This window comes from Agromyces sp. Leaf222 (genome assembly GCF_001421565.1).
Taxonomy (GTDB): domain Bacteria; phylum Actinomycetota; class Actinomycetes; order Actinomycetales; family Microbacteriaceae; genus Agromyces.
This window is the reverse complement of sequence record NZ_LMKQ01000001.1, coordinates 2700438-2726322: the sequence shown is the minus strand read 5'-3', so window position 1 is coordinate 2726322 and position 25885 is coordinate 2700438. Positions and strand designations below refer to the sequence as shown.

The window sequence follows — 25885 nt, the reverse complement described above, 5'->3', positions numbered from 1 at the left end:
ATGGGCCGCACGTTCACCGGCATGGTCTCGACGTTCGTGGAGTCCGCTGAAGAACTGCGCATCCACCGCACGCGCGTGCTGCTCTCGCTCATCGGCGTCGCGATCGCGGTGTTCGCGCTCACGACGGTGCTCGGCGCCGCTGCCGTGGCCCAGCAGGCGCTGAACGAGGGCAACGAACGCAACTCGGGCCGGCCGGCGATGCTCGCCGCGAACGTGTACTCGACGTCGATGGACGGCGCCGTGCCCGACTCCGATCGCACGACCGAGGCGTGGCAGGCCGTGGTGGCGCGCCACGAGATCGAGTACGAGACCCGCGTCGGCTACGGCGCGCTCACGGCGCAGTTCGTCGACGGCGCCACACCGGTCGACTCGACGATCGTCGACGCCGACTACGGCATCATGCATCGCACCCCGATGCAGGAGGGCGCGTGGTTCGTCGAGGGCGACGCCGACCGTCTCGCCCCGGCGCTCGTGGTCAACGTGCCGTTCTGGCAGAGCCTCGGGTCGCCGGCGATCGCGTCGCATCCGACGGTCGAGCTGCGCGGCGCCGACGGACCGGTGACGGCGGTCGTCGTCGGGGTGGTCCGCACCTCCGACTACGAGACGTATCCTCGCTCGTTCGTGCTGGCGGACGCCGTCGAACGGCTCGGCCTCGTCGGCGAGAACATGAACGGGTACCAGTACGAGGCCTGGGTGCCCACCGACGTCGCCGATCCGCTCGCCGAGCGCCTGAGGTCCGAGCTGCAGGCGGCCTCGCCGGGCCTGCAGGCCGAGGTGTACCGGCAGGACTACCTGGCGTGGGAGGGCGGCGACCCGCTCCTCGTGCTGAAGCTCGTGGTCTCGGGCGTCGCGGTGGTGATCCTGCTGCTCGGGGCGCTCGGCCTCGTCACGATCTCGCTCGTCACCGTGAAGTACCGCATCCGCGAGATCGGCATCCGCCGCAGCTTCGGCGCGACCAGCGGCCGCGTCTTCTTCTCGGTGATGATGGAGAGCGTCGTCGGCACCGCGGTCGCGGGCGGCATCGGCGTCGCGCTCGCGATCGTCGCCGTGAAGAGCCCGCTGTTCGAGCAACTCGTCGGGCAGGGCATGGTCGAGGACTTCCCCCCGTTCCCGATCGAGGCCGCGCTGATCGGCATCGGGTCCTCGGTGCTGGTGGGTGCGCTCGCAGGACTGCTGCCGGCGCTCACCGCGGTGCGGGTCAGGGTGATCGACGCGATCCGGTTCTGAGGTCGAGGGCCGGGGCAGCGGGCGGCCGGGCGGGTCATGGCGGGGGGCGGCGGGGCCGGCCGGCCGAGCCCGGCCGGCCGCCCGAAACACCGTCGAAACGGGCGTGCCCTAACATCCGGTCATGGCGGACTTCACGATTCGCCCGGCGGTCGTGGGCGACGGATCCTTCCTCGCGGACATGGTCGTCGAGGCGGCGAACTGGCGGGCGGGCGCGACGCGTCCACGACCTTCGGTGCTGAGCGACCCCGTGTACCGCAACTACATCGCGGGCTGGCAGCGTCCGGCCGATCGCGGGTTCGTCGCGATCGACTCGCAGGAACGGCCGATCGGGGCCGCGTGGTATCGCCTGCTGGCATCCGACGTGCCGGCGCACGGCTTCGTCGCGGCGGGCGTGCCCGAGCTCATCATCGGCGTGCGTCCGTTCTGGCGCGCACAGGGCGTCGGGCGGGCGCTCATCCAGGCGTTGACGGATGTCGCGCGCGCGGCGGGCTACGCCAGGCTCGCGCTGAGCGTGGAGCACGGCAACTTCGCCGAGGGCCTGTATCGCAGCGAGGGGTTCGCGGTCGTCGCCTCCCGCGGCAACCGCGACACCATGGTGCGACTGCTCGGCTGAGTCAGGTGTGGCAACGGGCCGGCCGGCGCGGCGGGCACGGGTGGTTCGGCGCGGCGTGTGATCGGCGTGGCCCTGCGGATCACGGACACTCGCGGCTGCCTGACAGTCGGCGTCGGCGGTCGGCCCTAACGTAGAGCCCATGGCTACGAGCACCAGGTCGAACGGGCGTGCCTCCGGCACGCCTGCGCGCGCGGGTTCGAGGTCGACGAGTGCGAAGACGTCGGGCGCGAAGACCGCGCCGACGAAGAAGCTGCCAGCCACGACCACGCGCGCGACGTCTGCGAAGGCCGCTGCCGCGGCATCCGATCGTCCGAATCTCCTCGTCCGCATGTGGATGGGGCTCGCGCACGTGACGGGCGGCGCGGCGCGCGCACTCGGGCCCGAGACGCTCAGCAAGGAGGAGCGCCGCGACGGGCTGCCGTTCTTCCTCGTGCTGCTGGCCGTCGCCGGGGCCGTGGTCGAGTGGTTCTTCATCAACGAGCCGGTCGCGCAGTCGCTCGACACCTGGACCTTCGGCGGGCTCTTCGGGCGGGTGGCCTTCGCGCTGCCCGTGATCCTGCTCGTCTTCGCCGTGTGGTTGTTCCGGCATCCGAGCTCCGTGCACGACAACACCCGCATCGGCATCGGACTCGGCATCCTCCTGCTCTCGGTCTCGGCGCTGTGCCATCTCTTCGGCGGGCGCCCGGCGCCCAGCGAGGGCATGCCGGTGCTCGCACGCGCGGGCGGCATCCTCGGGTGGATGCTCGCCGAGCCGCTCGCCCTGCTGATCACCCAGGTCGGCGCGACCATCGTCGTCATCGTGCTGGCGCTGCTCTCGCTGCTGATCATCACGAAGACCCCGCCGAACCGCATTCCGGCGCGGTTCCGCGAGCTCTACGCCTGGCTGTTCGGCGCCCCCGAGGTCGACGGTTCCGAGGCGGCCGCCGCCCCGACCGTCGAGAAGCCGAAGCGCGGCCGCAAGTCGGTGCCGGTCGAACTCGACGGGCTCGATGCGCTCGACGACTCCGCCGACGACGCCGACGGCGGCGGCAAGTCGGGCCTGCTCCCGTGGTGGCGCCGCAACGAGTCCAATCGCGAGGTCGACCCGGAGTTCGATGAGCCCGGGGCAGACGGGCTCACCGCGGTGTTCGGCGAGGCTCCTGGAGCCGGTGCCTTCGACTCGCCCATCGACGGTGCGGGCGGGGGTACGGCCTACGGTGCCGAAGTGCTTGACGACCTGCAGCGGGCTGAGACGGCGCTGCAGCGGTACACGGGCGACGTGCCGCGCGGCGGAACCGCGCTGAAGGACGACGACGCCGGGGCGACCGGCGTGCTCTCGGTGTTCGACGAGGCGGCGGCCGGCGAACTCGCCGGCGCGTCGACGGCCGGCGGTGCCGCGGCATCCGCTCCCGCGCCGATCGGAGTGCCCGAGGCCGCCGAGCCCGACCGCCCCTACAACCTCCCGGCGGCCTCGACGCTCGCCGCGGGCGCACCGGCGAAGGCGCGCTCAGCCGCCAACGACGAGGTGGTGCGCCAGATCACCGGCGTGCTCGACCAGTTCGGCGTCGACGCCAAGGTCACCGGCTTCAGCCGCGGGCCGACCGTGACGCAGTACGAGATCGAGCTCGGCCCGGGCGTGAAGGTCGAGCGGGTCATCGCGCTCTCGAAGAACCTGGCCTACGCCGTGGCCTCCAACGAGGTGCGCATCCTCTCGCCGATCCCCGGCAAGAGCGCGATCGGCGTCGAGATCCCCAACGCCGACCGTGAGATCGTCACGCTCGGCGACGTGCTGCGCTCGGGTGCGGCCTCCCATGCCACCCACCCGATGACCATCGGCGTCGGCAAGGACGTCGGCGGCGGACACGTCGTCGCGAACCTCGCGAAGATGCCCCACCTGCTCGTCGCGGGTTCCACCGGCTCCGGCAAGTCGAGCTTCGTGAACTCGATGATCACGTCGCTGCTCATGCGGGCCAAGCCCTCCGACGTGCGCATGGTGCTGATCGACCCGAAGCGCGTCGAGCTCGCGCCGTACGCCGGCGTGCCGCACCTGATCACGCCCATCATCACGAACCCCAAGAAGGCCGCCGAGGCGCTGCAGTGGGTCGTGAAAGAGATGGACATGCGCTACGACGACCTCGCGTCGTTCGGCTTCCGCCACATCGACGACTTCAACAAGGCCGTCGTGAACAACGAGATCGTGCTGCCGCCCGGCAGCGAGCGCAAGCTCAAGTCCTACCCGTACCTGCTCGTCGTGGTCGACGAGCTCGCCGACCTCATGATGGTCGCGCCCCGCGACGTCGAGGACTCGATCGTGCGCATCACGCAGCTCGCGCGCGCCTCCGGCATCCACCTCGTGCTCGCCACGCAGCGCCCCTCGGTCGACGTGGTCACCGGACTCATTAAGGCGAACGTGCCGTCGCGGCTCGCGTTCGCGGTGACGAGCGTCACCGACTCGCGGGTCATCCTCGACCAGCCCGGCGCCGACAAGCTCATCGGCCAGGGCGACGGCCTCTTCCTGCCGATGGGCGCTTCGAAGCCGATCCGCGTGCAGGGCGCGTGGGTCAGCGAGGCCGAGATCGAGAAGGTCGTCACGCACGTCACCCGCCAGGCGCGACCCGACTACCGGCAGGATGTCGCGGCATCCGTCGAGCGCAAAGAGATCGACGCCGACATCGGCGACGACCTCGAGCTGCTGCTCGCCGCCGCCGAGCTCGTCGTCTCGACGCAGTTCGGGTCGACGTCGATGCTGCAGCGCAAGCTCCGGGTCGGCTTCGCCAAGGCGGGCCGGCTCATGGACCTGCTCGAGTCGCGCGAGATCGTCGGGCCCTCCGAGGGCTCGAAGGCGCGCGACCTGCTCGTCTCGGCCGACCAGCTGCCCGGCGTGCTCGCGCGCCTGCGTGGTGAGGAGCCCGCCGCCCGGCCCTCCGACAACCAGGGAGCCCCTGCCGCCGCTGCGGCGTCCCAGACCGACGGGTTCGAGCCCGACGCCCGCTACGACGACGACCCGGTCGCCAGGGCCACGCAGGGGCTCGCCGAGGTCGAGGGCGACGACGAAGACGCCTGGGGCCTCACGGGTCGCGACTGAACGACTCTGCCGGGGTGCGAGCCGTGCACGCGAGCATGGCGCGACCTCGGCCGCCGGCGGCATCCCGCTATCCTTGCCCCATGACCTCCTCCGCCGGTAGCTCCGGACGATCGGCGAACTGGAATCTGCCGAACGCGATCACGATCGTGCGCATCCTGCTCGCGCCCATCTTCTTCTGGATGCTCCTCGTCGACGACGGGGCCGACGGATGGCTGCGGTGGGCGGCCGCCGCACTGTTCATCATCGCGATCGCGACCGACGGCATCGACGGGCACATCGCGCGTTCGCGAGGACTCGTCACCGATCTCGGCAAGATCCTCGACCCGATCGCCGACAAGCTCCTCACGAGCGGTGCGCTCGTCTGCCTGTCGATCCTCGGAGAGCTGCCCTGGTGGGTCACGGCGATCATCGTCGTACGCGAGGTCGGCATCACGGTCTGGCGGCTCGTCGAGCTGCGTCGGGGCAATGTCGTGCCCGCGTCATCCGGTGGCAAGCTGAAGACCGTCGTGCAGGCCGTCGCGATCTCGTTCGCGCTCGTACCGCTCTGGACGGTGTTTGGCGAGTGGATCCACTGGGTCAACGGCGTGCTGATGACGGCGGCCGTCGTGCTCACCCTCTGGTCCGGCCTCCTCTACGTGCGCGACGCGATCCGCCTGGCGCGCAGCGAGCGCACCGACGGCAGCGGCAACTGACGACGATGGGCGAGCGGATGCCGCGGGCCGACCTCGATCCATCGGCCGAGCTCGTCTCACTCCTCGCGCGACGAGGCCTCACGATCGCCGTCGCGGAGTCCCTCACGGGCGGCCTGGTCGTCGCCGAACTGGTGCGGGTACCCGGAGCCTCGGCCGTCGTGCGCGGGGGAGTGGTCGCCTATGCGACCGCCCTGAAGCATTCGGTGCTCGGCGTCTCAGCTGAGCTGCTGGCGCGCGAGGGTGCGGTGCATCCCGAGGTCGCGGCGGGCATGGCCGAGGGTGTGCGGCGTGTGCTCGCCGTCCAGGGCGCATCGGCGTCGATCGGCGTCTCGACGACCGGCGTGGCCGGCCCCGATCCGCAGGGCGGGAGGCCACCCGGCGTGGTCTTCGTGGGTGTCTCGATCGCCGATCGCACCGAGGTGCGCGAGCTCGCGCTGCAGGGTGACCGCTCCGAGATCCGTCGTGCGACGGTCGACGCGGCGATCGCGGCCGTGCTCGATGCGCTCCGTGACGACGACGACGACGAGAGTGGCGACGAAGGCGCGACGCGCTGACGGCGACGGACCCGACCGATCGAATCGCGTCCGTTCCCGCCGGAATACTCCACATGAAGACCCTGTTACATCCTGCAGGTTCACACGAAAGGCCCAGTGTGCGACGCTAGGTTGGAAGCACCGAGTTTCAGGTAGACTGACGCTCCCGTTTCCGGCTCCGGCGGAGTCGCAGGCAGATTGAAGGAGGTTCCCGATGGTTCTGGTTCGACAGGAGATCGGCGATGTATTGAGGGACTTCCGACTGCAGAAAGGCCGCACGCTCCGTCAGGTGGCGTCCAAGGCCAGCGTCGCGCTCGGATACCTCAGCGAGGTCGAGCGCGGTCAGAAGGAGGCGTCCTCCGAGATTCTCGCGTCGGTCGCCGACGCACTCGACACGCCCATCTCGGTGATCATGCACGAGGTCGGAGACCGCCTCGCGGTGCTCGAGAGCCTCTCGGTCGTGCCCGACAGCCTTCCCGACGAGCTCGTCGCAGAGTTCGACGCGGGCCTGATGGTGCGCTGATCCCCGACATTCACGATGCCGAACGGCCGGTCTTGAGACCGGCCGTTCGTGCGTTCCCCCTTCGAGTGCTGCAGGAGGCCAGATGAAGCTGAGCGAGTTCCAGATCGCCGTCGAGCACGAGTTCGGCGCGGGGTACGGCGCCGTCGTGGTGAACGACCTCGCGCTCATGGGCGTCGGCGGCCGCACCGCCCGCGAGGCCCTGGCAGACGGCGTCGGTGCGCGCGAGGTCTGGATCGCGCTCTGCGATGCGGCCGACGTGCCCGAGCAGCGCCGGCACGGCGTCGGTCGCCCGACGCCCGAGGGCAGTGGCGCGTCGCTCTGACCACACGCCCGAGGGCGGGTGAACACGTGTTCGACACGCGGCGCGTCGTTCGAACATCCGTTCGGATTCGAGGATAGGCTCCTCAACAAGCAGGAGGCACGACGCTGCTTTCCACATCCGTCACGGTCCACGTGACGGATGTCGGTGGCCGACCATACGGTCGAAGCGTCGGAACACACCGCAACCGCCTTGTCGCCAGACGTCGCAGGTCACGGCCCGCACGAGCAACGACAGCCTAGAGGCAGCCGCATCATTCACCGAAGGAGCCCCACATGCCATCCGCAGTAGACCGCGAGAAAGCCCTCGAAACCGCCCTCGCCCAGATCGACCGCCAATTCGGCAAGGGCTCGGTGATGCGGCTCGGCAGCGAAGACCGCGCTCCGGTCGAGGTCATCCCCACCGGTTCCATCGCGCTCGACGTCGCACTCGGCGTCGGCGGCCTGCCCCGCGGCCGCATCATCGAGATCTACGGCCCCGAGTCCTCGGGCAAGACCACGCTCACGCTGCACGCGATCGCGAATGCACAGCGCGCCGGCGGCATCGCGGCATTCGTCGACGCCGAGCACGCGCTCGACCCCGAGTACGCCAAGAAGCTCGGCGTCGACATCGATGCGCTCCTCGTCTCGCAGCCCGACACGGGCGAGCAGGCCCTCGAGATCGCGGACATGCTCGTGCGGTCCGGCTCCATCGACCTCATCGTCATCGACTCCGTCGCCGCGCTCGTGCCGCGTGCCGAGATCGAGGGCGAGATGGGCGATTCCCACGTCGGTCTGCAGGCCCGCCTCATGTCGCAGGCGCTCCGCAAGCTCACGGGTGGTCTCAACCAGACGAACACCACGATGATCTTCATCAACCAGCTGCGCGAGAAGATCGGTGTCTTCTTCGGCAGCCCCGAGACCACCGCCGGCGGCAAGGCGCTGAAGTTCTACGCTTCGGTGCGCCTCGACATCCGCCGCATCGAGACCCTGAAAGACGGCACCGAGGCGGTCGGCAACCGCACCCGCGTCAAGGTCGTCAAGAACAAGATGGCGCCGCCCTTCAAGCAGGCCGAGTTCGACATCCTCTACGGCGTCGGCATCTCGCGCGAGGGCAGCCTCATCGACTACGGCGTCGACCAGGCCATCGTCAAGAAGTCCGGTGCCTGGTACACCTACGACGGCGACCAGCTCGGGCAGGGCAAAGAGAACGCCCGCAACTTCCTGCTGTCCAACCCCGACATCGCCGCCGACATCGAGAAGAAGATCCTCGTCAAGCTCGGCATCGGTCCCGCGGGCGCCGCGGGTGCTGCGGCAGCTGCAGCGGCACCGACGAACGTCGAACCGATCGCACCGAAGCAAGTTCGCAAGGGTGCCTGAGTCATCGTGATGCATGAGACCGGGGAGAGGAGCCGACATGAATGACGCGTCAGAGCACCTCGCCCCGGTCTCGTACCTTCCCTGGGCGACGCCCGGTGTGACGTCGGCGGTGGGTTCCGACGCAACCGAACCGTTCGCCGATGAGGAGAGCGGGGCTGATGACGCCGACGCCTCGAACGCCGAGACCATCTCGGGCGACGACGGCGTGGGCGACGATGGCGCGGGCGTTGACGCAGAGGTGAACGATCGCCGAGCGCGTTCGGGACTCGCCCGCGGTGGGCGTTCCGGCGGTGACGGCCGAGCCGAGCGCTCCGCGAAGGTCAGCGACTTCGGCCGGGCTCGCCGATCGTCTTCGGACTCCCGCCGTCGGTTCGGCGCGGCTGGGCGCGATGGCCGCGACGAGGGTGACGCCGTCGACGAGCGCGATGCCGAGACGGGTCCGCAGCGAGACGAACGCATCGACCGGCTCGTCGTGTCCCGACTGCGGCGCTCGGCGCTCTCGGTCGCCGAGGTGCGCAAGGTCCTCGCCGAGCACGGCCTCCACGAGATCGAGATCGAGGAGTGGATCGAGCGCTACGAGCGACTCGGCTACCTCGACGATGCGCGGCTCGCCGAACAACTCGTGCACGTGGGCTCCGAGCGTCGCGGTCGCGGCAGCGGGGCAATCCTGCAGGAGCTCACGCGGCGCGGCATCGTCGGCGACGAGGCCCGCACGGCCATCGCCGACCTCGACCCCGAGACCGAGTTCGACAATGCGCGCGCGACCGCGGAACGGCGGGCCAGGCAGCTGCGCGGCCTCGACCGTCAGACGGCCGAGCGGCGCCTCTCGGCGTTCCTGCAGCGGCGCGGCTACGCCGGAGACGTGGTTCGGCAGGTGGTGACAGAGGTACTCGCAGCCGATGGCTCGTAAACTGATGCGATCATGAGCACCATTCACGAGACCGCGGTCGCAGATGCCGTCGCCGCCGAGTCGAACGACGATGCCGTCCGTCCGCGCACCTACGAGGTTCGAACGTTCGGTTGCCAGATGAACGTGCACGACTCCGAGCGGCTCTCCGGTTCGCTCGAGGCCGCCGGATACGTGCCCGCCGATGGGGCGGAGCCCGACATCGTGGTCATCAACACCTGCGCCGTGCGCGAGAACGCCGACAACAAGCTGTACGGCAACCTCGGCCACCTCGCGGGCGTGAAGCGCCGTCACGCTGGAATGCAGATCGCCGTCGGCGGATGCCTCGCCCAGAAGGACAAGAACGTCATCCTCGAGAAGGCGCCCTGGGTCGACGTGGTGTTCGGCACGCACAACATGGGCTCGCTGCCGAGCCTGCTCGAACGGGCCAGGCACAACGACGAGGCGCAGCTCGAGATCCTCGACTCGCTCGAGGTGTTCCCCTCGACGCTGCCCACCAAGCGCGACTCCACGTACAGCGGCTGGGTCTCGATCTCGGTCGGCTGCAACAACACGTGCACCTTCTGCATCGTGCCCTCGCTCCGCGGCAAGGAGAAGGATCGCCGTCCCGGAGAGATCCTCGCCGAGGTGCAGGCGCTCGTCGACGACGGCGCCATGGAGGTCACCCTGCTCGGCCAGAACGTCAACTCCTACGGCGTCGAGTTCGGCGACCGGCAGGCGTTCGGCAAGCTGCTGCGGGCTGCGGGGCACATCGAGGGCCTCGAGCGCATCCGCTTCACGAGCCCGCATCCGGCCGCGTTCACCGACGACGTGATCGACGCGATGGCCGAGACGCCCGCGGTGATGCCGCAGCTGCACATGCCGCTGCAGTCCGGCTCCGACCGCATCCTGAAGGCCATGCGACGGTCGTACCGCTCCGAGAAGTTCCTCGGCATCCTCGACCGGGTGCGGGCGAAGATCCCGAACGCGGCGATCTCGACCGACATCATCGTCGGGTTCCCCGGCGAGACCGAAGAGGACTTCCTCGCGACCATGCGCGTCGTCGAGGCGGCCCGCTTCGCCTCGGCGTTCACGTTCCAGTACTCGATCCGGCCTGGCACTCCGGCCGCGACCATGGAAGACCAGGTGCCCAAGGAGGTCGTGCAGGAGCGCTACGAGCGACTCGCCGCCCTCCAGGACCGCATCTCCTGGGAGGAGAACCAGAAGCTCGTCGGCCATGAGGTCGAGGTGCTCGTCTCCACCGGCGAGGGCAAGAAGGACGCCGAGACGCACCGCCTGAGCGGTCGGGCCGAAGACAGCAGGCTCGTACACTTCGAGGTTCCGGCGGGCAGCGAGCAGCCGCGGCCGGGCGACGTCGTGAGCGTCACGATCACGCAGGCTGCGCCGTTCCACCTCATCGCCGATTCGGCCGGTGGAGCACCGCTCGCGATCCGGCGCACCCGTTCCGGCGACGCCTGGGATCGCTCGCAGGCCGAGAGCTGCGGCGTGCCGGTCGCTCCGGGCGCCGCAACCGCCAGCGGCGGCGCGGCGCGCGTCTCCCTCGGGCTTCCCTCGGTGCGCGTGCTGCCGGCGACGAACGAGCCGCTCATCAAGCCGGGCTTCGGCACGTTCCCCATCTACGACGTCGACGACGACCTCCGCTGAGCGCGAGGGGCGACGCATGACGCTGATCGCGGTGGTCGGCGCGACCGGCACCGGCAAGTCCGACTTCGCGCTCGACCTGGCCGAGTCGTTCGCGCGCGGCGGGCGCGAGTCCGAGGTCGTCAACGCCGACGCCATGCAGCTGTACCGCGGCATGGACATCGGCACCGCGAAGCTCTCGCTCGACGAGCGCCGCGGCGTGCCGCACCACCTGCTCGACGTGCTCGACGTCATCGACGAGGCATCCGTCGCCGCGTACCAGCGCGAGGCGCGCGCGTGCATCGACGAGATCATCGCCCGGGGGCGGGTCGCCCTGCTCGTCGGCGGTTCGGGGCTCTACATCTCGTCGGTGATCCACGACTTCCGCTTCCCGGGAACCGACGCGGCGGTCCGCGCCCGGCTCGAGGCCGAGCTCCTCGAGCTCGGACCCGGGCTGCTGCACGCGCGTCTTCGCGAGATCGACGCCGAGACCGCAGCGGGGGTCGACGCCGCCAACGGCCGACGCATCGTGCGGGCGCTCGAGGTCATCGAGGTGACCGGGGAGCCGAAGGCGGCACGTCTGCCCGACGAGCCGGTGCCGTGGCGCGACCACCGCATCGTGCACCTGCGCACCGAGCGCGCGCAGCTCGTCGAGCGTCTCGACGCCCGTGCCGCGCGCATGTGGCACGACGGGCTGGTCGACGAGGTGCGCGACCTCGTGCCGCTCGGGCTCGAGCAGGGCATCACCGCGCGGCGCGCGATCGGCTACGCGCAGGCCCTCGCCGAACTCCAGGGGCGCATGGCCCAGTCCGACGCGATCTCCGAGACGCAGCAGCTCACGCGAACCTACGCCAGGCGACAGGTTGGCTGGTTCCGGCGGTACCGTGAGGCGGTCGAACTGGACGCCGGCGACCCGCACGCCAGGGCCGGCGAGCTGGCCCGCCAGGCGGCCATAGACTGAACAGATGTCCTTCGACCTGCGCTTCACCAAGGGCCACGGCACCGGCAACGACTTCGTGCTGTTCGCCGATCCCGACGGCGACACGGTGCTCTCGCCCACGCAGATCGCGGCCGTCTGCGACCGCCACTTCGGCGTCGGCGGCGACGGCCTGATCCGTGCGGTGCGCTCGGAGAATCTCGGCGACGGGGCATCCGCCCTCGATGAAGACCCCGAGGCCGTCTGGTTCATGGACTACTGGAACGCCGACGGCTCGGTCTCCGAGATGTGCGGCAACGGCGTGCGCGTCTTCACCCGCTTCCTCATCGATCAGGGGCTCGTTCAGCTCGCGCCGGGCGCATCGATCGCGATCGGCACTCGCGCGGGCGTGCGCCGGGTGAGCCTCGCCGAGAACGGCTTCGAGGTCGACATGGGCCTCTGGCGACGCGAGGGCGGCGAGCCGCTCGTGCGGGCGAAGGGCCTCTCGGTCGCGCGTCCGGGGCTCGGCATCGACGTCGGCAATCCGCACGTGGTCGTGGCCCTCGCCGACGACGACGAGCTCGCAGGCCTCGACCTCGCGTACCTGCCCATCCTCGATCCCGAGCCGGCGGCGGGGGCGAACGTCGAGTTCGTCGTGCCGTCGGAGCCGCTCGTCGAGGCCGGCGTGGGGCGCATCCGCATGCGCGTGCACGAGCGCGGCTCCGGCGAGACGCTCTCGTGCGGCACGGGTGCGGTCGCGTCCGCGCTGGCCGTGCGGTTCTGGGCCGGCAGCGGTGCGCCCGACGACTGGCGCGTGCAGGTGCCGGGCGGGGTCGTGGGGGTGCGCATGTTCGCGGCATCCGATGGTGAGCACGTGGCGCTCTCGGGGCCGGCCGAGCTCGTCTTCGACGGCGTGCTCGCGCTCGCCTGAGCCCGCGACATCCGTCACCGCCCTCCTCGGAGCGAGCGGATGCCGCGTGCTGCCCGCCTCGAGCGGTGTGCGGGTCGTGCGGTCAGGCCGCCCGACGCCCGGCCGTGAGCACGCGGAACCCCTTGGAGTTCGCCGCGCGCTCGACGTCGAGTCCGAGGCCGTCGCCGAGCCATCGCTGCAGCGATTCGGCGCCGAGGTGCTTCGCGACGACGAGCCAGGCGGTCGCGTCGTCGGCGAGCCGGGGGAGCCAGAGCTCGAGCATCGCGTGCAGCTCCTGCTTGCCGACCCGGATGGGCGGGTTCGACCAGATCGTGCCGAACGCGACACCGTCGGGAACATCCGAGGGCAGCACGGCGTTGATGTTCGTGAGGCCGAGGCGGGCGGCGTTGCGGCGCACGAGGTCGAGTGCCCGTTCGTTGACGTCGACGGCCCACACCGTTGCCTCGGGAGCCTGCAGCGCGAGCGACAGGGCGATCGGCCCCCACCCGGTGCCGAGATCGAGCAGGTCGCCGGTCGCCGGCGGTGCCGGAACCGTGTCGAGCAGCAGCGAGGTGCCCTGGTCGAGGTGCTCGGGGCTGAACACCCCGGCCGCGGTCGAGAGTTCGAGGTCGCGGCCCGCGAGGCGGACGCTGATGGTGCGGGTGCTGGCATTGCTCCGAGGAGACGCGGAGAAGTAGTGGTCGGAGCCCATGGCAGCACGGTAGCGCACCGGAATGGGCGGGCACCGCACGACGAAGCAGAACCACACGCAAGCGAAGTAAGGTTGAGAGAATGAACGAAGCCGAAGACCACCCCACCGACGACGCCGTCGAGCGGGTGCTGCGCACCGCGGATTCCGCCGCGAGCGTGGCCCGGTTCGGCGCGGGCGAGGCCACGTCGATCATGCGAACGGATGCCGCGGGCGGCTCCTCGACCGACGGCGACCAGTTCGAGCGTGAAGACCGTGCGGCGCTGCGACGCGTTGCAGGTCTGTCGACCGAACTCGAAGACGTCACCGAGGTCGAGTACCGGCAGCTGCGCCTCGAGAACGTCGTGCTCATCGGCGTGTACTCGCAGGGTTCGCAGGCCGACGCCGACAACTCCATGCGCGAGCTCGCGGCTCTCGCCGAGACGGCGGGCGCCCGCGTGCTCGACGGACTGCTGCAGCGTCGACCGCACCCCGACCCCAGCACGTACCTCGGCAAGGGCAAGGCCGAAGACCTGCGGCACGTCGTCGCGGCCGTCGGCGCCGACACCGTGATCGCCGACACCGAGCTCGCACCCAGCCAGCGGCGCGCGCTCGAAGACGTGGTGAAGGTCAAGGTGATCGACCGCACCGCGGTGATCCTCGACATCTTCAGCCAGCACGCGAAGAGCCGCGAGGGCAAGGCGCAGGTCGAGCTCGCCCAGCTCGAGTACCTCCTGCCGCGACTGCGCGGCTGGGGCGAGTCGATGTCCCGTCAGGCCGGTGGCCAGGTCGGCGGCGCCGGCGCGGGCATGGGTTCGCGTGGTCCGGGTGAGACGAAGATCGAGCTCGACCGTCGACGCATCCACACGCGCATGGCGAAGCTGCGCAAGCAGATCGTCGGCATGAAGCCGGCGCGAGACGCGAAGCGCGCGAACCGTCGGCGCAACGCCATCCCGTCGGTGGCGATCGCCGGCTACACGAACGCCGGCAAGTCGAGCCTCCTGAACCGCATCACGGGGGCGGGCCTGCTCGTCGAGAACGCGCTGTTCGCGACGCTCGACGCGACCGTGCGTCGCAACACGACCGCCGACGGCCGCATCTACACGATCGCCGACACCGTCGGGTTCGTGCGCAACCTCCCGCACCAGCTCGTCGAGGCGTTCCGCTCCACGCTCGAGGAGGTCGGCGACTCCGACCTCATCGTGCACGTGGTCGACGCCGCGCACCCCGACCCCGCCGGGCAGATCGCGACGGTTCGCGACGTGATCGGCGACGTGGGCGCCCGCGACATCCCCGAGCTGATCGTCTTCAACAAGGCCGACCTGGTCGGCCCAGAGGAGCGGCTCGTGCTGCGCGGACTCGCGCCCGACGCGGTCTTCGCCTCGGCGCGCACCGGCGAGGGCATCGACGAGGTGCTCGCGGCGATCACGCGCATGCTGCCCGACCCGGCGGTCGAGATCGACCTGCTCGTGCCCTACGACCGCGGCGACGTGGTCTCCCTGCTGCACGAGACGGGCCGCGTGATCTCGGTCGACTACGTCGACGAGGGCACCCGGGTGCGGGCGTTCGCCTCGCCCGAGCAGGCCGCGCAGCTCGCCGGGTTCGCCGCGGCATCCGCTGCCGTCTGAGTTCGCGGGCGCCCGCTCGCGGCCGACGGTGATCGGCGACCCCGCCGGGACGCACCGGGTCACGACACGTCACCGAATGTCACAGTTCGCACCGGCCGCCGCCTTTTCCGCGTATCGTCGGCCCTGATCGAACGTGATCGGCCCGATGCCGGTCACCTGGAGCGACAGCCGAGCCCGGCACCCGCCCGCGAGACCACCAGCCGTGACGGCCGGGGTACGCGGCACGTGTGCCCGTCCCGCCCACGGTTCACGGACCCTGGAGCGCAGCATGGCACCGATCGCACCCGAGCCGGCGGCGACGCCCGAACGCACCCCGCTGTCGTTCGAGCTCTTCCCGCCTCGAACGGATGCCGCGGCGATCGCCCTCGGCCGCACGATCGACCGGCTCGCCGACGTCGACCCGGCATTCATCTCGGTGACGTTCGGCGCCGGCGGCACCTCGCGAGACCGCTCGCTCACGGTGCTGCGATACATCCTCGAGAACACCGAGATCGAGCCGATGGCCCACCTCACGTGCGTCGGGTCGTCGCACGCCGAGGCGAACGAGCTCGTGCGGCGGTTCCTCGACGCGGGCATCCGCAGCTTCCTCGCGCTGCGCGGCGACCCGCCGGCAGGCTCCGACCCCGACGCAGCCCTCGGCGACCTCGCCACCGCTGCAGAGCTCGTGCAGCTCATCCACCGGGTGCAGCAGGAGCGCGAGCCGTTCCGGCAGGTCGCGGTGGCCGGTCATCCCGAGGCCCGACGCATCCGCGAGCGCGAGCGCCCCACGCGCGTGGCGGTCGCCACGTTCCCGACGGGGCATCCGCGGTCCAAGGACCTCTCGCAGGACGTCGACATCCTGCTCGCGAAGCAGGCCGCGGGCGCGAACCTCGCGATCACGCAGCTCTTCTGGCGGGCCGACGACTACCTCGCCTTCGCCGACCGTGCACGCGCAGCGGGCGTCACGATGCCGATCCTGCCCGGCATCATGCCGACCACGACCCCTGCGCGCCTCGCCCGGCTGACCGAGCTCACCGAGGTCGAGCCGCCCGCCGAGTTCGCCATCGCGCTCGAGATCGAACCGGATGCCGCGGGGCAGGCCGAACTCGGCATCGCCTACGCGACCCGGCTCGCCGCCGAGGTGCTCGAGGGCGGCGCCCCCGGCCTGCACCTGTACACCTACAACCGCCACGAGGCCGTGCTCGACGTCGTCGGTCGCCTCGGGATCGCATCACCACACCAGCTCGCCAACGAGAGGAACACCGAGCGATGACCGAAACCACCTTCCCCACCGGGACGATCATCGGCTACCCGAGGATCGGACGCCGCCGCGAACTCAAGCGCGCGGTGGAATCCTTCTGGGCGGGCCGCATCGACGCCGCCGAACTCGAGGCGACCGCCGCCGAACTGCGCGCCGCGACGCGGGCACGTCTCGCCGACCTCGGGCTCGCACGAACCGATTCCGCGATCCCGGAGTCGTTCTCGTTCTACGACCAGGTGCTCGACGCCGCGGTCGCGGTCGGCGCGATCCCCGCACGTTTCGAGCGGCTCCGCGGTGCCGACGGCGGTCTCGACCTCGCGGGCTACTTCACCATCGCGCGCGGCGAGGGAGACGACGCGCCGCTCGAGATGACGAAGTGGTTCGACTCGAACTACCACTACCTCGTGCCCGAGATCTCGCCAGAGACCTCGTTCTCGCTGCACGCCGAGCGGATCGTCGCCGAGTTCGTCGAGGCGCGCGAGGCCGGGTACCTCACGCGTCCCGTCGTCGTCGGCCCGGTCACGTTCCTGCTGCTCGCGAAGGCGGCGGATGACGCGCCCGACGGGTTCCGCCCGATCGACCGCCTCGACGACCTCGTGCCCGTCTACGCCGCGCTCCTCGCGGAGCTCGCCGCGGCCGGCGCCGAATGGGTGCAGCTCGACGAGCCCGCCCTCGTGAGCGAGAGCATCGACGAGTCGCGCGATCGCGTCATCGCGTCGATCGGCGCAGCCTACGACGTGCTCGGAGCGGCCGAGGCCCGCCCGTCGATCTTCGTCGCGGCGCCGTACGGCGCCCTCGACGACGCCCTCCCGGCCCTCGCAGCGGCGCCCGTCGAGGCGATCGGCCTCGACCTGGTGCGCGGCTCCCTGCCCGACGCGCTCGACCCCGCGACCGAGGAGTCCCTCGCGGCCAAGACGCTCGTCGCCGGCGTCGTCGACGGCCACAACATCTGGCGCGGCGACCTCGCCGCGGCGTTCGCGCACGTCGAGGCGCTGCAGTCGCGCTCCGCATCGGTCGCCGTCGCCACGTCGACCTCGCTGCTGCACGTGCCGCACGACGTCGACGACGAGTCCAGGCTCGACGCGCGCCTCGTCGGCTGGCTCGCCTTCGCCGACCAGAAGGTCGCCCAGGTCGCCACCCTCGCGCGCGGCCTCGTCGAGGGGCGCGACGCCATCGCAGGCGAGCTCGATGCGGCATCCGTCGCCCTCGCGGATCGCGCCGCAGCCCCCGGCGTGCGCGTGCCCGCGGTGCGCGAGCGCCTCGCAGGCCTGCAGCGCGGCGACTTCAGCCGCGCCGACTACGACGAGCGCCTCATCGCGCAGGAGTCGCTCGACCTGCCCGAGCTGCCGACCACGACGATCGGCTCCTTCCCGCAGACCGGCGAGATCCGCCGCGCCCGAGCGAGCCTCGCGAGCGGTGCGATCTCGGCCGCCGAGTACACCGGGCTCATGCGCGAGGAGATCGCGCGCGTCATCCGCCTGCAGGAGGAGCTCGGCCTCGACGTGCTCGTGCACGGCGAACCCGAGCGCAACGACATGGTGCAGTACTTCGCAGAGCTGCTCGACGGTTTCGCGGTCACCGAGCACGGTTGGGTGCAGTCCTACGGATCGCGGTGCACGCGCCCGTCGATCCTCTGGGGTGACGTTTCGCGGCCCGAGCCCATGACCGTCGCCTGGGCCGAGTACGCGCAGTCGCTCACCCGCCGGCAGGTGAAGGGCATGCTGACCGGGCCCGTCACGATCCTCGCGTGGTCATTCGTGCGCGACGACCTGCCGCTCGGCGACACGGCGCGACAGGTCGCGCTCGCCCTCCGCGACGAGATCGGCGACCTCGAGGCCGCGGGCATCCGCATCATCCAGGTCGACGAGCCCGCCCTGCGCGAGCTGCTGCCGCTGAAGCTGGCCGACCAGCCGGCCTACCTCGACTGGTCGGTGGGGTCGTTCCGGCTCGCGACGGCCGGCGCGGCATCCGCGACCCAGGTGCACACGCACCTCTGCTACTCGGAGTTCGGCGTGATCATCGACGCGATCAAGAACCTCGACGCCGACGTCACGTCGATCGAGGCCGCGCGCAGCCGCATGGAGGTCGTCGACGACCTCGCGACGAGCGGCTTCGACCACGGCATCGGACCGGGCGTCTACGACATCCATTCGCCGCGCGTGCCGAGCGTCGACGAGGTCACGACGCTCCTCGAGCGCGCCGTCGCCGAGATCCCGGCGAACCGGCTCTGGGTCAACCCCGACTGCGGCCTGAAGACCCGCGGGTACGACGAGACGGTCGCCTCGCTCGAGCACATCATCGAGGCGACGCGCTCAGTTCGCGCTTCGCGTCTCGAGCACGTCGGCGCCGCCTCGTAGGGGTCGGATGTCACGGGCGGGCGGCGCTTCGGCGTCGCCCGCTCGCGTGTGCCAGGCATTGCCCGGCCGTTGTCGGGCAAGGTCGGGGTTCGCGGGTCGCCCGAGGTGGCACGTGTGCATGGTCGCGCGAGGTCGCAGGGGTGCTCGGTCGCGCGTCTGTCCTGCAACCCGGCGCCGCGCGCCACGGGTCGCGGTCAGACCGCGCGGAGCACCGCGACGATCTTGCCGAGCACCTCTGCGGCATCGCCGAGGATCGGTTCGAACGCGCTGTTGCGGGGCAGCAGCCAGGTGTGTCCGTCGCGCTGGCGGAAGACCTTGACGGTCGCCTCGCCGTCGAGCATGGCCGCGACGATCTCGCCGTTCTCGGCGGTGCGCTGCGAGCGCACGACCACCCAGTCGCCGTCGCAGATGGCGGCGTCGATCATGGAGTCGCCGACGACCTTGAGCATGAAGAGGTCGCCCTTGCCCACGAGCTGCCGGGGGAGCGGGAACACCTCGTCGATCTGCTGCTCGGCCGTGATGGGCACGCCCGCGGCGATGCGGCCGACGAGGGGCACCATCGCCGCGTCGCCGACGACGGGAGACGACTCGCCGTTCGACGAGCTGCGGGACTCGACGCCGGGCAGCTCGATGAGCACCTCGAGGGCGCGGGGCCGGTTCGGGTCGCGTCGCAGATAGCCGGCGAGCTCGAGCTGGTTGAGTTGGTGCGTCACGCTCGAGAGCGAGGAGAGTCCGACCGCGTCGCCGATCTCGCGCATGCTCGGCGGGTATCCGCGACCGGCGACCGACCGCTGGATGACCTCGAGGATCGAGATCTGCTTGGCGCTGAGGCTCTTGCGGCGGCGGCTGCGGCCGGACTCGCGCAGGTCGTCGAGTTCGGTGCTCATCGTCGTAGCTCCCTCTGGGTCTCCGTCTCGCGAACGGATGTCGGTGGTGTCTGTTGGACTGTCATCGGACATTCGAAACTGTATCCGCCTCGCATGGGCGCGGCAAACATCTGTTCGAGTGTGTCGCGAGATCCGGGGCCGAAGTTTTCGGAGCCGGGATGCTTGCGAGGTTCGAAATTCGAATATATATTCGGAACAGAGTTTCGCATCCGGCCCTCCCGGCCGAGGGTCGGGTGCGAATCATCCCAGGAGGTGCGAGATGAGTGCAGTATCGGTCAGTGCCGGAGCAGTCGGCGGCTCGTACGGTTCGTATGCCGACCGCCCCAGGTCGTTCGACGTCGGCGACGGCGCCCTCGTCGTGCGCAGCAGACTGCGACTCACGCGTCGTGGGCGTGCCGTGTTCACGGTGCTCGCCGCGATCCCGATCGTGTTCCTCGTGGCGTCCTTGGTGCTGGGTTCCGGCGGCGCTGCAGCCGATGCAGAGGGTTCGAACGGCGTGAGCCTCGCGTACCTGACGGTCTCCGACGGAGAATCGCTCTGGAGCATCGCCGAGTCCCTCGCTCCGCAGGGCGACCCTCGCGACCTCATCGCCGAGATCATGCGCATCAACGGGCTCGACGACTCGGTCGTGCAGCCCGGGCAGCGGCTCGCGCTTCCCTCGCAGCCGTAGTTTCCCTCGCCGGGGCCGCGCCGCCGCCTACCTTCGACGTCACAGGCGCCTCGCCGACGGTCGGCGGGCGGGCGCGGCGGTCACCGGCGCGGCGGTCACCGGTGCATTGGTCGCGGGGCGTCACCGCGACCGCGGGAGCCAGTTCGTGCTCGGTAGCATTGATCAGGTGACCGACCTCGAAGACCTGCCCATCCGCGACGACCTCCGGGGGCGCGCTCCATACGGCGCCCCGCAGAAGGCAGTGCCGGTCGCGCTCAACGTCAACGAGAACACGCATCCGATCCCAGAGGCGGTCGCGCACGACATCGTCGCCCGTGTCGCCGCCGCGATCCTGCAGTTGAACCGCTATCCCGATCGCGAGTTCACCGAGCTCCGACGAGCGTTCGCCGGCTACCTCGGCCACGGGCTCGACGAGTCGAACATCTGGGCCGCGAACGGCTCCAACGAGGTGCTCCAGCACGTGCTGCAGGCGTTCGGCGGTCCAGGCCGCAGGGCGCTCGGCTTCGCGCCGACCTACTCGATGTACGGCCTGCTCTCGTCGGGCACGGGCACCGAGTGGATCGGCGCTCCCCGCGACGCCGACTTCGAGCTCTCGCCCGAGACCGCGGTTGCCGCGGTGCTCGAGCACGACCCCGACCTCGTGATCCTCTGCGCGCCGAACAACCCGACGGGCACGCCGCTCTCGATCGAGACGATCTCGGCCGTCGCCGATGCGGCGCGCGGCATCGTCGTGGTCGACGAGGCCTACCACGAGTTCGCCGATCCGGGCACGCCGAGCGCGCTCACCCTGCTCGAGGGTCGCCCTCGGCTCGTGGTCTCCCGCACGATGAGCAAGGCGTTCGCGTTCGCCGGCGCACGTGTCGGCTACCTGGCCGCAGATCCGGCCGTTGTCGACGCCCTGCGGCTCGTGCGGCTGCCCTACCACCTCTCCGCGCTCACGCAGGCCGCCGCACTCGGCGCGCTGGCCCACTCCGGCGAGATGCTCGCGATGGTCGACGAGATCCGCGGCCAGCGCGAGCGCATCGTGACCGAGCTCGCCCGGCTCGGGTTCCGCCCGTACCGCAGCGGCGCGAACTTCGTGCTCTTCGGCGGCGTCGACGACCCGCACGCGGTCTTCGAGGGCCTGCTCGAGCGCGGCATCCTGATCCGCGACATCGGACTGCCCGGATGCCTCAGGGTCACCGCGGGCACCGAGACCGAGACGACCGCGTTCCTCGAGGCGATCGCGGCGTTCGCCCCGGCACCGGCCGCCCCGACGCCCGCTGCATAGGATGGCATCATGACGACTTCGAACGCATCGCGCACGGCGCGGGTGCAGCGCGAGACGAGCGAGTCGAGCATCGACCTCTCGATCGACCTCGACGGCACGGGCACGAGCGACATCGAGACCTCGGTGCCGTTCTACGACCACCTGCTCACCGCGTTCGCGAAGCACTCGCTCACCGACCTCACGGTGCGCGCCAAGGGCGACATCGAGATCGACGTGCACCACACGGTCGAAGACGTCGGCATCGTGCTCGGCCAGGCGATCCGTCAGGCGCTCGGCGACAAGCGCGGCATCTCGCGTTACGGCGACGCGCTCGTGCCGCTCGACGAGGCGCTCGTGCAGGCCGTCGTCGACATCTCGGGTCGTCCGTACCTCGTGCACACCGGTGAGCCCGCCGGCTTCGAGTACCACCTCATCGGCGGTCACTTCACGGGGTCGATGGTGCGCCACGTCTTCGAGGCCATCACGTTCAACGCGGGGCTCACGGTGCACGTCAACGTGCTCGGCGGCCGCGACGCACACCACATCGCCGAGGCCGAGTTCAAGGCGTTCGCGCGAGCGTTCCGGCAGGCGAAGGCGTTCGACCCGCTCGTCAGCGGCATCCCGTCGACGAAGGGCGCCCTGTGACCCGTCCGCCTCGCGTGGTCGTGCTCGACTACGGCTCGGGCAACGTGCACTCGGCGGCGAAGGCCGTCGAGCGGGCGGGAGCAGACGTCGAGGTCACCTCGGATCGAACGGCCGCGCTCGAGGCCGACGGGTTGCTCGTTCCCGGTGTCGGCGCCTTCAAGGCCGTCATGGACCAGCTGCGCGCCGTGCGCGGCGACGAGATCATCGACCGTCGGCTCGCCGGTGGGCGGCACGTGCTCGGCATCTGCGTCGGCATGCAGGTGCTCTTCGAACGCGGCGTCGAACGCGGAACCGACACCGAGGGCCTCGGCGAGTGGCCGGGCGACGTCACCGAACTGCCGGCTCCCGTGCTGCCGCACATGGGCTGGAACACCGTCACCCCCGACGAGGGATCCGTGCTCTTCGACGGCATCGCCGACGAGCGCTTCTACTTCGTGCACTCGTACGCCGCGCAGCAGTGGAGCCTCGACGTCATGCCGCCGTTCCCGAAGCCGCGGCTCACGTGGGCCGAGCACGGCGGCCCCTTCCTCGCCGCCGTCGAGAACGGCCCGTTGTCGGCGACGCAGTTCCACCCCGAGAAGTCGGCTGATGCCGGCATCCGGCTGCTGTCGAACTGGCTCCGCTCGCTCGGCTGAACGCCCTGCCGCGTCACACGATCCGACCGCACCCAGCGGTGCGGACTAGGATTCTGTGACTGTGCCGATGCCGCATTCTGAGGCATCCGATTTCGAGGACAGTGATGAGTGAGTTCAACAAGACCCCCCGCCTGGTGCTGCTGCCGGCGGTCGACGTCGCGGGCGGCAAGGCTGTTCGTCTGACGAAGGGCGAGGCCGGCACCGAGACGAACTACGGCGACCCGATCGACGCGGCCGTCGACTGGGCCGATCAGGGTGCGGAGTGGATCCACCTCGTCGACCTCGATGCGGCGTTCGGGCGCGGCTCGAACGGCGGCATCCTGAAGAAGGCGATCCGTCAGGTGCGCGGCCGGGTGAACGTCGAGCTGTCGGGCGGCATCCGCGACGACGAGTCGCTCGAGCACGCCCTCGAGATCGGCGCCAAGCGCATCAACCTCGGCACCGCAGCGCTCGAGAACCCCGAGTGGGCCGCCTCCGTCATCGCCCAGTACGGCGAGGCGATCGCCGTCGGGCTCGACGTGCGCGGCACGACGCTCGCCGCTCGCGGCTGGACGAAGGACGGCGGCGACCTGTGGCAGGTCATGGACCGCCTCGAAGAGGCCGGCGCCGCACGCTACGTCGTCACCGACGTCACGAAGGACGGCACGCTGCAGGGCCCGAACCTCGACCTGCTGCGCCAGGTGATGGATCGCACCCACCGCCCGGTCGTGGCATCGGGCGGCATCTCGAGCCTCGACGACATCGTCGCGCTCCGCGAGCTCGTGCCGCTCGGCCTCGAAGGCGCGATCGTCGGCAAGGCGCTGTACGCGGGCGCGTTCACGCTGCCCGAGGCGCTGGATGTCGCGTCCCACTGATCCCGAGGCGCTCGGCCACGATCCGAGTGACGCCGCCCAGGCGGTTCCAGACCATCGGATGCCGGGCGGCAGCGCGGATTCGGCCGGCACGCCGTGGGCGGGCCGCTCGTTCGAGCAGAACGCGCATGCGCAGGACGACGGCAGTGCGCCCGCGCACCTCGTGGCCGCCCTCGCGCGGTTCCGTTCGGGTGACGGCGGCCCGGTCGACGTCGTGCAGGCCTTCGCGACCTCGCGCCTGCTGATCCCGCTGCTCGCCGAGCTCGGCGACGGAGGCACGGAGCTCGGCGAGCACGGGCTCGCGGTCGAGAAGAGCCAGGAGCTCTCGATCGTGACCGTGCAGGGCCCCGACGGCCGGCCCGTGCTGCCCGTGTTCAGCTCGGTCGACGCGATGCGGCGCTGGAACCCGATCGCCCGCCCGGTGCCCGCCGACGGCGTGCGCGTGGCGCTCGCCGCGGCCGATGACGGCACCGATCACGTGGTGCTCGACCCCGGCTCCGAGACCGAGTTCGGCCTGCGGCGCGGCGCGGTGTGGGCGGTCGCCCAGGGGCACGCCTGGCGCCCGGCGGCGGAGTCCGAGCCGATCGGCGAGGCGTTCGCCCGCTCGGTGGCGTCCGAGCTGGCGGTGATCGACGTGCGCCTCGTCGACGGCGACCCCGACGCGCGCCTGCTCGGCCCCGAGCTCGTGGTCGAGTTGGAGCTCGTCTCCGGGTTGGAGCGCGTCGAACTCGATGCGGTGCTCGCCCGCCTCGCGCAACGATGGGCGGCCGACGACGTCATCGCGACGGGCGTGGACTCGCTGAAGGTGCGGTTGCGCGCGGCATCCTGAACCGGCATCCGGATCTCCGAGCGCGGCGCAGCCGTGACGGCGCCTGATGGTTGCCGCACGGATCGCGCGGGTGGAGAATCGCGCCGAGAAGGAGCGATGATGCCCGCAGCCGCAGACGAGTTCCACGAACCGCTCGAGGCCGCCGCGCGGCTGGCCGGCCGATGGCTCGACGGCGTTCGAGATCGACCGATCGCGCCGACCGCCGGCATCGACGAGGTGAAGGACGCCCTCGGGCGAGACCTCGCCGACGAGGGCATGGATGCCGCGGCGGTCGTCGAGGCGCTGAGCGCGGCCGTTGAGCCGGGCCTGATCGTCATGCAGTCGCCGCGATTCTTCGGATGGGTGATCGGCGGAACCGCGCCGGCGCCGCTCGCCGCCGACTGGCTGGTGACCGCATGGGACCAGAATGCCGCGCTCCGCGAGGTGACGCCGGGGGTGAACGCCGCCGAGGAGCTCGCAGGCGAGTGGGTCTGCGACCTGCTCGGCCTGCCCGAGGGCTCGGTCGCGGGGTTCACGACCGGGGCGACCGTCGCGAACCTCGTGGCGCTCGCCGCGGCGCGGCACGCCGTGCTCGAACGGGTCGGGTGGGACGACACGGTCGACGGCATCCAAGGGGCGCCGCGCATCCGGGTGCTCGCGGGCGACGAGCATCACCCGTCGGTGGATGTCGCGCTCCGCTGGCTCGGCCTCGGCAGGCCGATCGACGTGGCCACCGACGACGAGGGCGCCATCCTGCCGGCCGCGCTCGAGGCCGCGCTCGCCGAGGGCACGGGCCCCGCGATCGTGTGCCTGCAGGCGGGCAACATCCACTCCGGGGCGTCCGACCCGTTCGAGGCGTGCATCGGCCTCGCGCACGCGGCGGGCGCGTGGGTGCACGTCGACGGCGCGTTCGGGCTCTGGGCCGCGGCGAGCGAGCGCCTGCGGCACCTCGTGGCGGGCGTCGAGCTGGCCGACTCGTGGGCGACCGACGCGCACAAGACGCTCAACGTGCCCTATGACGCCGGCATCGTCGCCGTCGCCGACCCGGCACCGCTCGTGGCCGCGATGACCATGCACGCGGCCTACCTGCCGGCGGCCGCGACCGGCATCGACGCGGCCGACCGAGTGCTCGAGCTCTCGCGCCGGGCGCGAGGCGTGCCGACGTACGCGGCACTGCGCACGCTCGGCCGCTCGGGCGTCGCCGACCTCGTCGACGGGCTCGTCGACTCGGCGCTCGCGCTCGCCGACGGCCTGCGCCGCATGGACGGCGTCGAGGTGCTGAACGACGTCGTGTTCACGCAGGTCTGCGCCGGGTTCGAGGGCCGCGACGTGGCGGGGATCGCGCGCGCCCTCGACGACGACGGCGTCGCGCTCGCGCACCCGTCGCGCTGGCGCGGGGGCGAGGTGCTGCGGTTCTCGGTCAGCAACCGGGGCACGGATGCCGCGGCGACCGAGGCGACGCTCGACGCCGTCCGTCGCGTGCTGGCGCGCTGACCCGACGCGGATCCGGCCGCCGGAGGTCCCGGTGTCGGCCGTGGGCGGCAG

At 71.1% G+C, this 25885-nt stretch carries 24 protein-coding genes; 22 read left to right on the top strand and 2 right to left on the bottom strand.

The annotated features are described in order from the left end of the window. The 12 genes from ASE68_RS12180 to dapF all read left to right on the top strand — a co-directional run bounded on the left by ASE68_RS12180 (position 1) and on the right by dapF (position 12703). Entirely contained in the window at positions 1 to 1227 is a 1227-nt protein-coding gene (locus tag ASE68_RS12180) for an ABC transporter permease (protein ID WP_235480849.1), read from the top strand. A gap of 121 nt (positions 1228 to 1348) precedes the next feature. After that, complete coding sequence (locus ASE68_RS12175) at positions 1349 to 1840, top strand: GNAT family N-acetyltransferase (RefSeq protein WP_055858898.1); 492 nt, start codon at positions 1349 to 1351, stop codon at positions 1838 to 1840. 139 nt (positions 1841 to 1979) lie between these two features. Continuing rightward, positions 1980 to 4904 carry a DNA translocase FtsK gene (locus tag ASE68_RS12170; protein WP_055858895.1) on the top strand — a complete coding sequence of 975 codons (2925 nt, stop codon included), beginning with the start codon at positions 1980 to 1982 and terminating at the stop codon, positions 4902 to 4904. An 80-nt stretch (positions 4905 to 4984) separates the two neighbouring features. Further along, positions 4985 to 5596, top strand: a complete 612-nt coding sequence (gene pgsA / locus ASE68_RS12165; RefSeq protein WP_055858892.1) for a CDP-diacylglycerol--glycerol-3-phosphate 3-phosphatidyltransferase — start codon at positions 4985 to 4987, stop codon at positions 5594 to 5596. Between the two features lie 5 nt (positions 5597 to 5601). After that, a complete protein-coding gene (locus tag ASE68_RS12160; protein WP_235480848.1) occupies positions 5602 to 6150 on the top strand; it encodes a CinA family protein in 549 nt (182 codons plus the stop codon). Positions 6151 to 6343: 193 nt separating this feature from the next. Further along, positions 6344 to 6652, top strand: coding sequence for a helix-turn-helix domain-containing protein (locus ASE68_RS12155; RefSeq protein ID WP_055858886.1), 309 nt, complete (start codon positions 6344 to 6346; stop codon positions 6650 to 6652). 82 nt (positions 6653 to 6734) lie between these two features. Next, a complete protein-coding gene (locus ASE68_RS12150) occupies positions 6735 to 6974 on the top strand; it encodes a DUF3046 domain-containing protein (RefSeq protein WP_055858885.1) in 240 nt (79 codons plus the stop codon). A 272-nt stretch (positions 6975 to 7246) separates the two neighbouring features. Next, positions 7247 to 8329, top strand: a complete 1083-nt coding sequence (gene recA, locus ASE68_RS12145) for a recombinase RecA (protein WP_055858882.1) — start codon at positions 7247 to 7249, stop codon at positions 8327 to 8329. A 37-nt stretch (positions 8330 to 8366) separates the two neighbouring features. Beyond that, entirely contained in the window at positions 8367 to 9239 is an 873-nt protein-coding gene (locus tag ASE68_RS12140) for a regulatory protein RecX (protein ID WP_055858879.1), read from the top strand. Positions 9240 to 9251: 12 nt separating this feature from the next. Then, positions 9252 to 10880: a tRNA (N6-isopentenyl adenosine(37)-C2)-methylthiotransferase MiaB gene (gene miaB / locus ASE68_RS12135; protein ID WP_055858876.1), complete on the top strand. Its 1629-nt coding sequence runs from the start codon at positions 9252 to 9254 to the stop codon at positions 10878 to 10880. 16 nt (positions 10881 to 10896) lie between these two features. Continuing rightward, a complete protein-coding gene (gene miaA, locus ASE68_RS12130) occupies positions 10897 to 11817 on the top strand; it encodes a tRNA (adenosine(37)-N6)-dimethylallyltransferase MiaA (RefSeq protein WP_055858871.1) in 921 nt (306 codons plus the stop codon). Positions 11818 to 11821: 4 nt separating this feature from the next. Next, a complete protein-coding gene (dapF, locus tag ASE68_RS12125; RefSeq protein WP_055858868.1) occupies positions 11822 to 12703 on the top strand; it encodes a diaminopimelate epimerase in 882 nt (293 codons plus the stop codon). An 82-nt stretch (positions 12704 to 12785) separates the two neighbouring features. Here dapF and ASE68_RS12120 read toward each other — a convergent pair whose 3' ends face one another. Continuing rightward, positions 12786 to 13394: a class I SAM-dependent methyltransferase gene (locus ASE68_RS12120; RefSeq protein WP_055858866.1), complete on the bottom strand. Its 609-nt coding sequence runs from the start codon at positions 13392 to 13394 to the stop codon at positions 12786 to 12788. A gap of 80 nt (positions 13395 to 13474) precedes the next feature. Between ASE68_RS12120 and hflX the strand changes: the two genes are divergently transcribed. The 3 genes from hflX (at position 13475) to metE (ending at position 18595) form a co-directional block, all read left to right on the top strand. Further along, positions 13475 to 14998, top strand: a complete 1524-nt coding sequence (gene hflX, locus ASE68_RS12115) for a GTPase HflX (protein WP_055858864.1) — start codon at positions 13475 to 13477, stop codon at positions 14996 to 14998. Positions 14999 to 15266: 268 nt separating this feature from the next. Continuing rightward, the gene (locus tag ASE68_RS12110; protein ID WP_055858861.1) at positions 15267 to 16250 is read left to right on the top strand and encodes a methylenetetrahydrofolate reductase; all 984 of its coding nucleotides are present in this window, start codon (positions 15267 to 15269) and stop codon (positions 16248 to 16250) included. After that, positions 16247 to 18595 (top strand): 5-methyltetrahydropteroyltriglutamate--homocysteine S-methyltransferase, encoded by a 2349-nt coding sequence (gene metE / locus ASE68_RS12105; protein WP_055858857.1) that lies wholly within the window; start codon positions 16247 to 16249, stop codon positions 18593 to 18595. Before ASE68_RS12110 ends, metE begins: the two co-directional genes overlap by 4 nt. A 194-nt stretch (positions 18596 to 18789) precedes the next feature. Here metE and lexA read toward each other — a convergent pair whose 3' ends face one another. Then, entirely contained in the window at positions 18790 to 19482 is a 693-nt protein-coding gene (gene lexA, locus ASE68_RS12100) for a transcriptional repressor LexA (RefSeq protein WP_055858854.1), read from the bottom strand. Positions 19483 to 19741: 259 nt separating this feature from the next. Here lexA and ASE68_RS12095 point away from each other — a divergent pair, with 259 nt between their 5' ends. The 7 genes from ASE68_RS12095 to ASE68_RS12065 all read left to right on the top strand — a co-directional run bounded on the left by ASE68_RS12095 (position 19742) and on the right by ASE68_RS12065 (position 25834). Continuing rightward, positions 19742 to 20152 (top strand): LysM peptidoglycan-binding domain-containing protein, encoded by a 411-nt coding sequence (locus ASE68_RS12095; protein WP_082462210.1) that lies wholly within the window; start codon positions 19742 to 19744, stop codon positions 20150 to 20152. A gap of 166 nt (positions 20153 to 20318) precedes the next feature. Next, positions 20319 to 21422 (top strand): histidinol-phosphate transaminase, encoded by a 1104-nt coding sequence (locus tag ASE68_RS12090; RefSeq protein WP_055858852.1) that lies wholly within the window; start codon positions 20319 to 20321, stop codon positions 21420 to 21422. 9 nt (positions 21423 to 21431) lie between these two features. After that, positions 21432 to 22046, top strand: coding sequence for an imidazoleglycerol-phosphate dehydratase HisB (gene hisB, locus ASE68_RS12085; RefSeq protein WP_055858848.1), 615 nt, complete (start codon positions 21432 to 21434; stop codon positions 22044 to 22046). Further along, positions 22043 to 22681, top strand: coding sequence for an imidazole glycerol phosphate synthase subunit HisH (gene hisH, locus ASE68_RS12080; RefSeq protein ID WP_055858846.1), 639 nt, complete (start codon positions 22043 to 22045; stop codon positions 22679 to 22681). The genes hisB and hisH overlap by 4 nt, the downstream gene beginning before the upstream one ends. 104 nt (positions 22682 to 22785) lie before the next feature. Next, a complete protein-coding gene (gene priA / locus ASE68_RS12075) occupies positions 22786 to 23535 on the top strand; it encodes a bifunctional 1-(5-phosphoribosyl)-5-((5-phosphoribosylamino)methylideneamino)imidazole-4-carboxamide isomerase/phosphoribosylanthranilate isomerase PriA (RefSeq protein ID WP_055858845.1) in 750 nt (249 codons plus the stop codon). After that, positions 23519 to 24361 (top strand): SseB family protein, encoded by an 843-nt coding sequence (locus ASE68_RS12070; RefSeq protein ID WP_082462209.1) that lies wholly within the window; start codon positions 23519 to 23521, stop codon positions 24359 to 24361. Before priA ends, ASE68_RS12070 begins: the two co-directional genes overlap by 17 nt. 99 nt (positions 24362 to 24460) lie before the next feature. Beyond that, the gene (locus ASE68_RS12065) at positions 24461 to 25834 is read left to right on the top strand and encodes a pyridoxal-dependent decarboxylase (protein ID WP_055861288.1); all 1374 of its coding nucleotides are present in this window, start codon (positions 24461 to 24463) and stop codon (positions 25832 to 25834) included. Positions 25835 to 25885 lie beyond the last annotated feature (51 nt).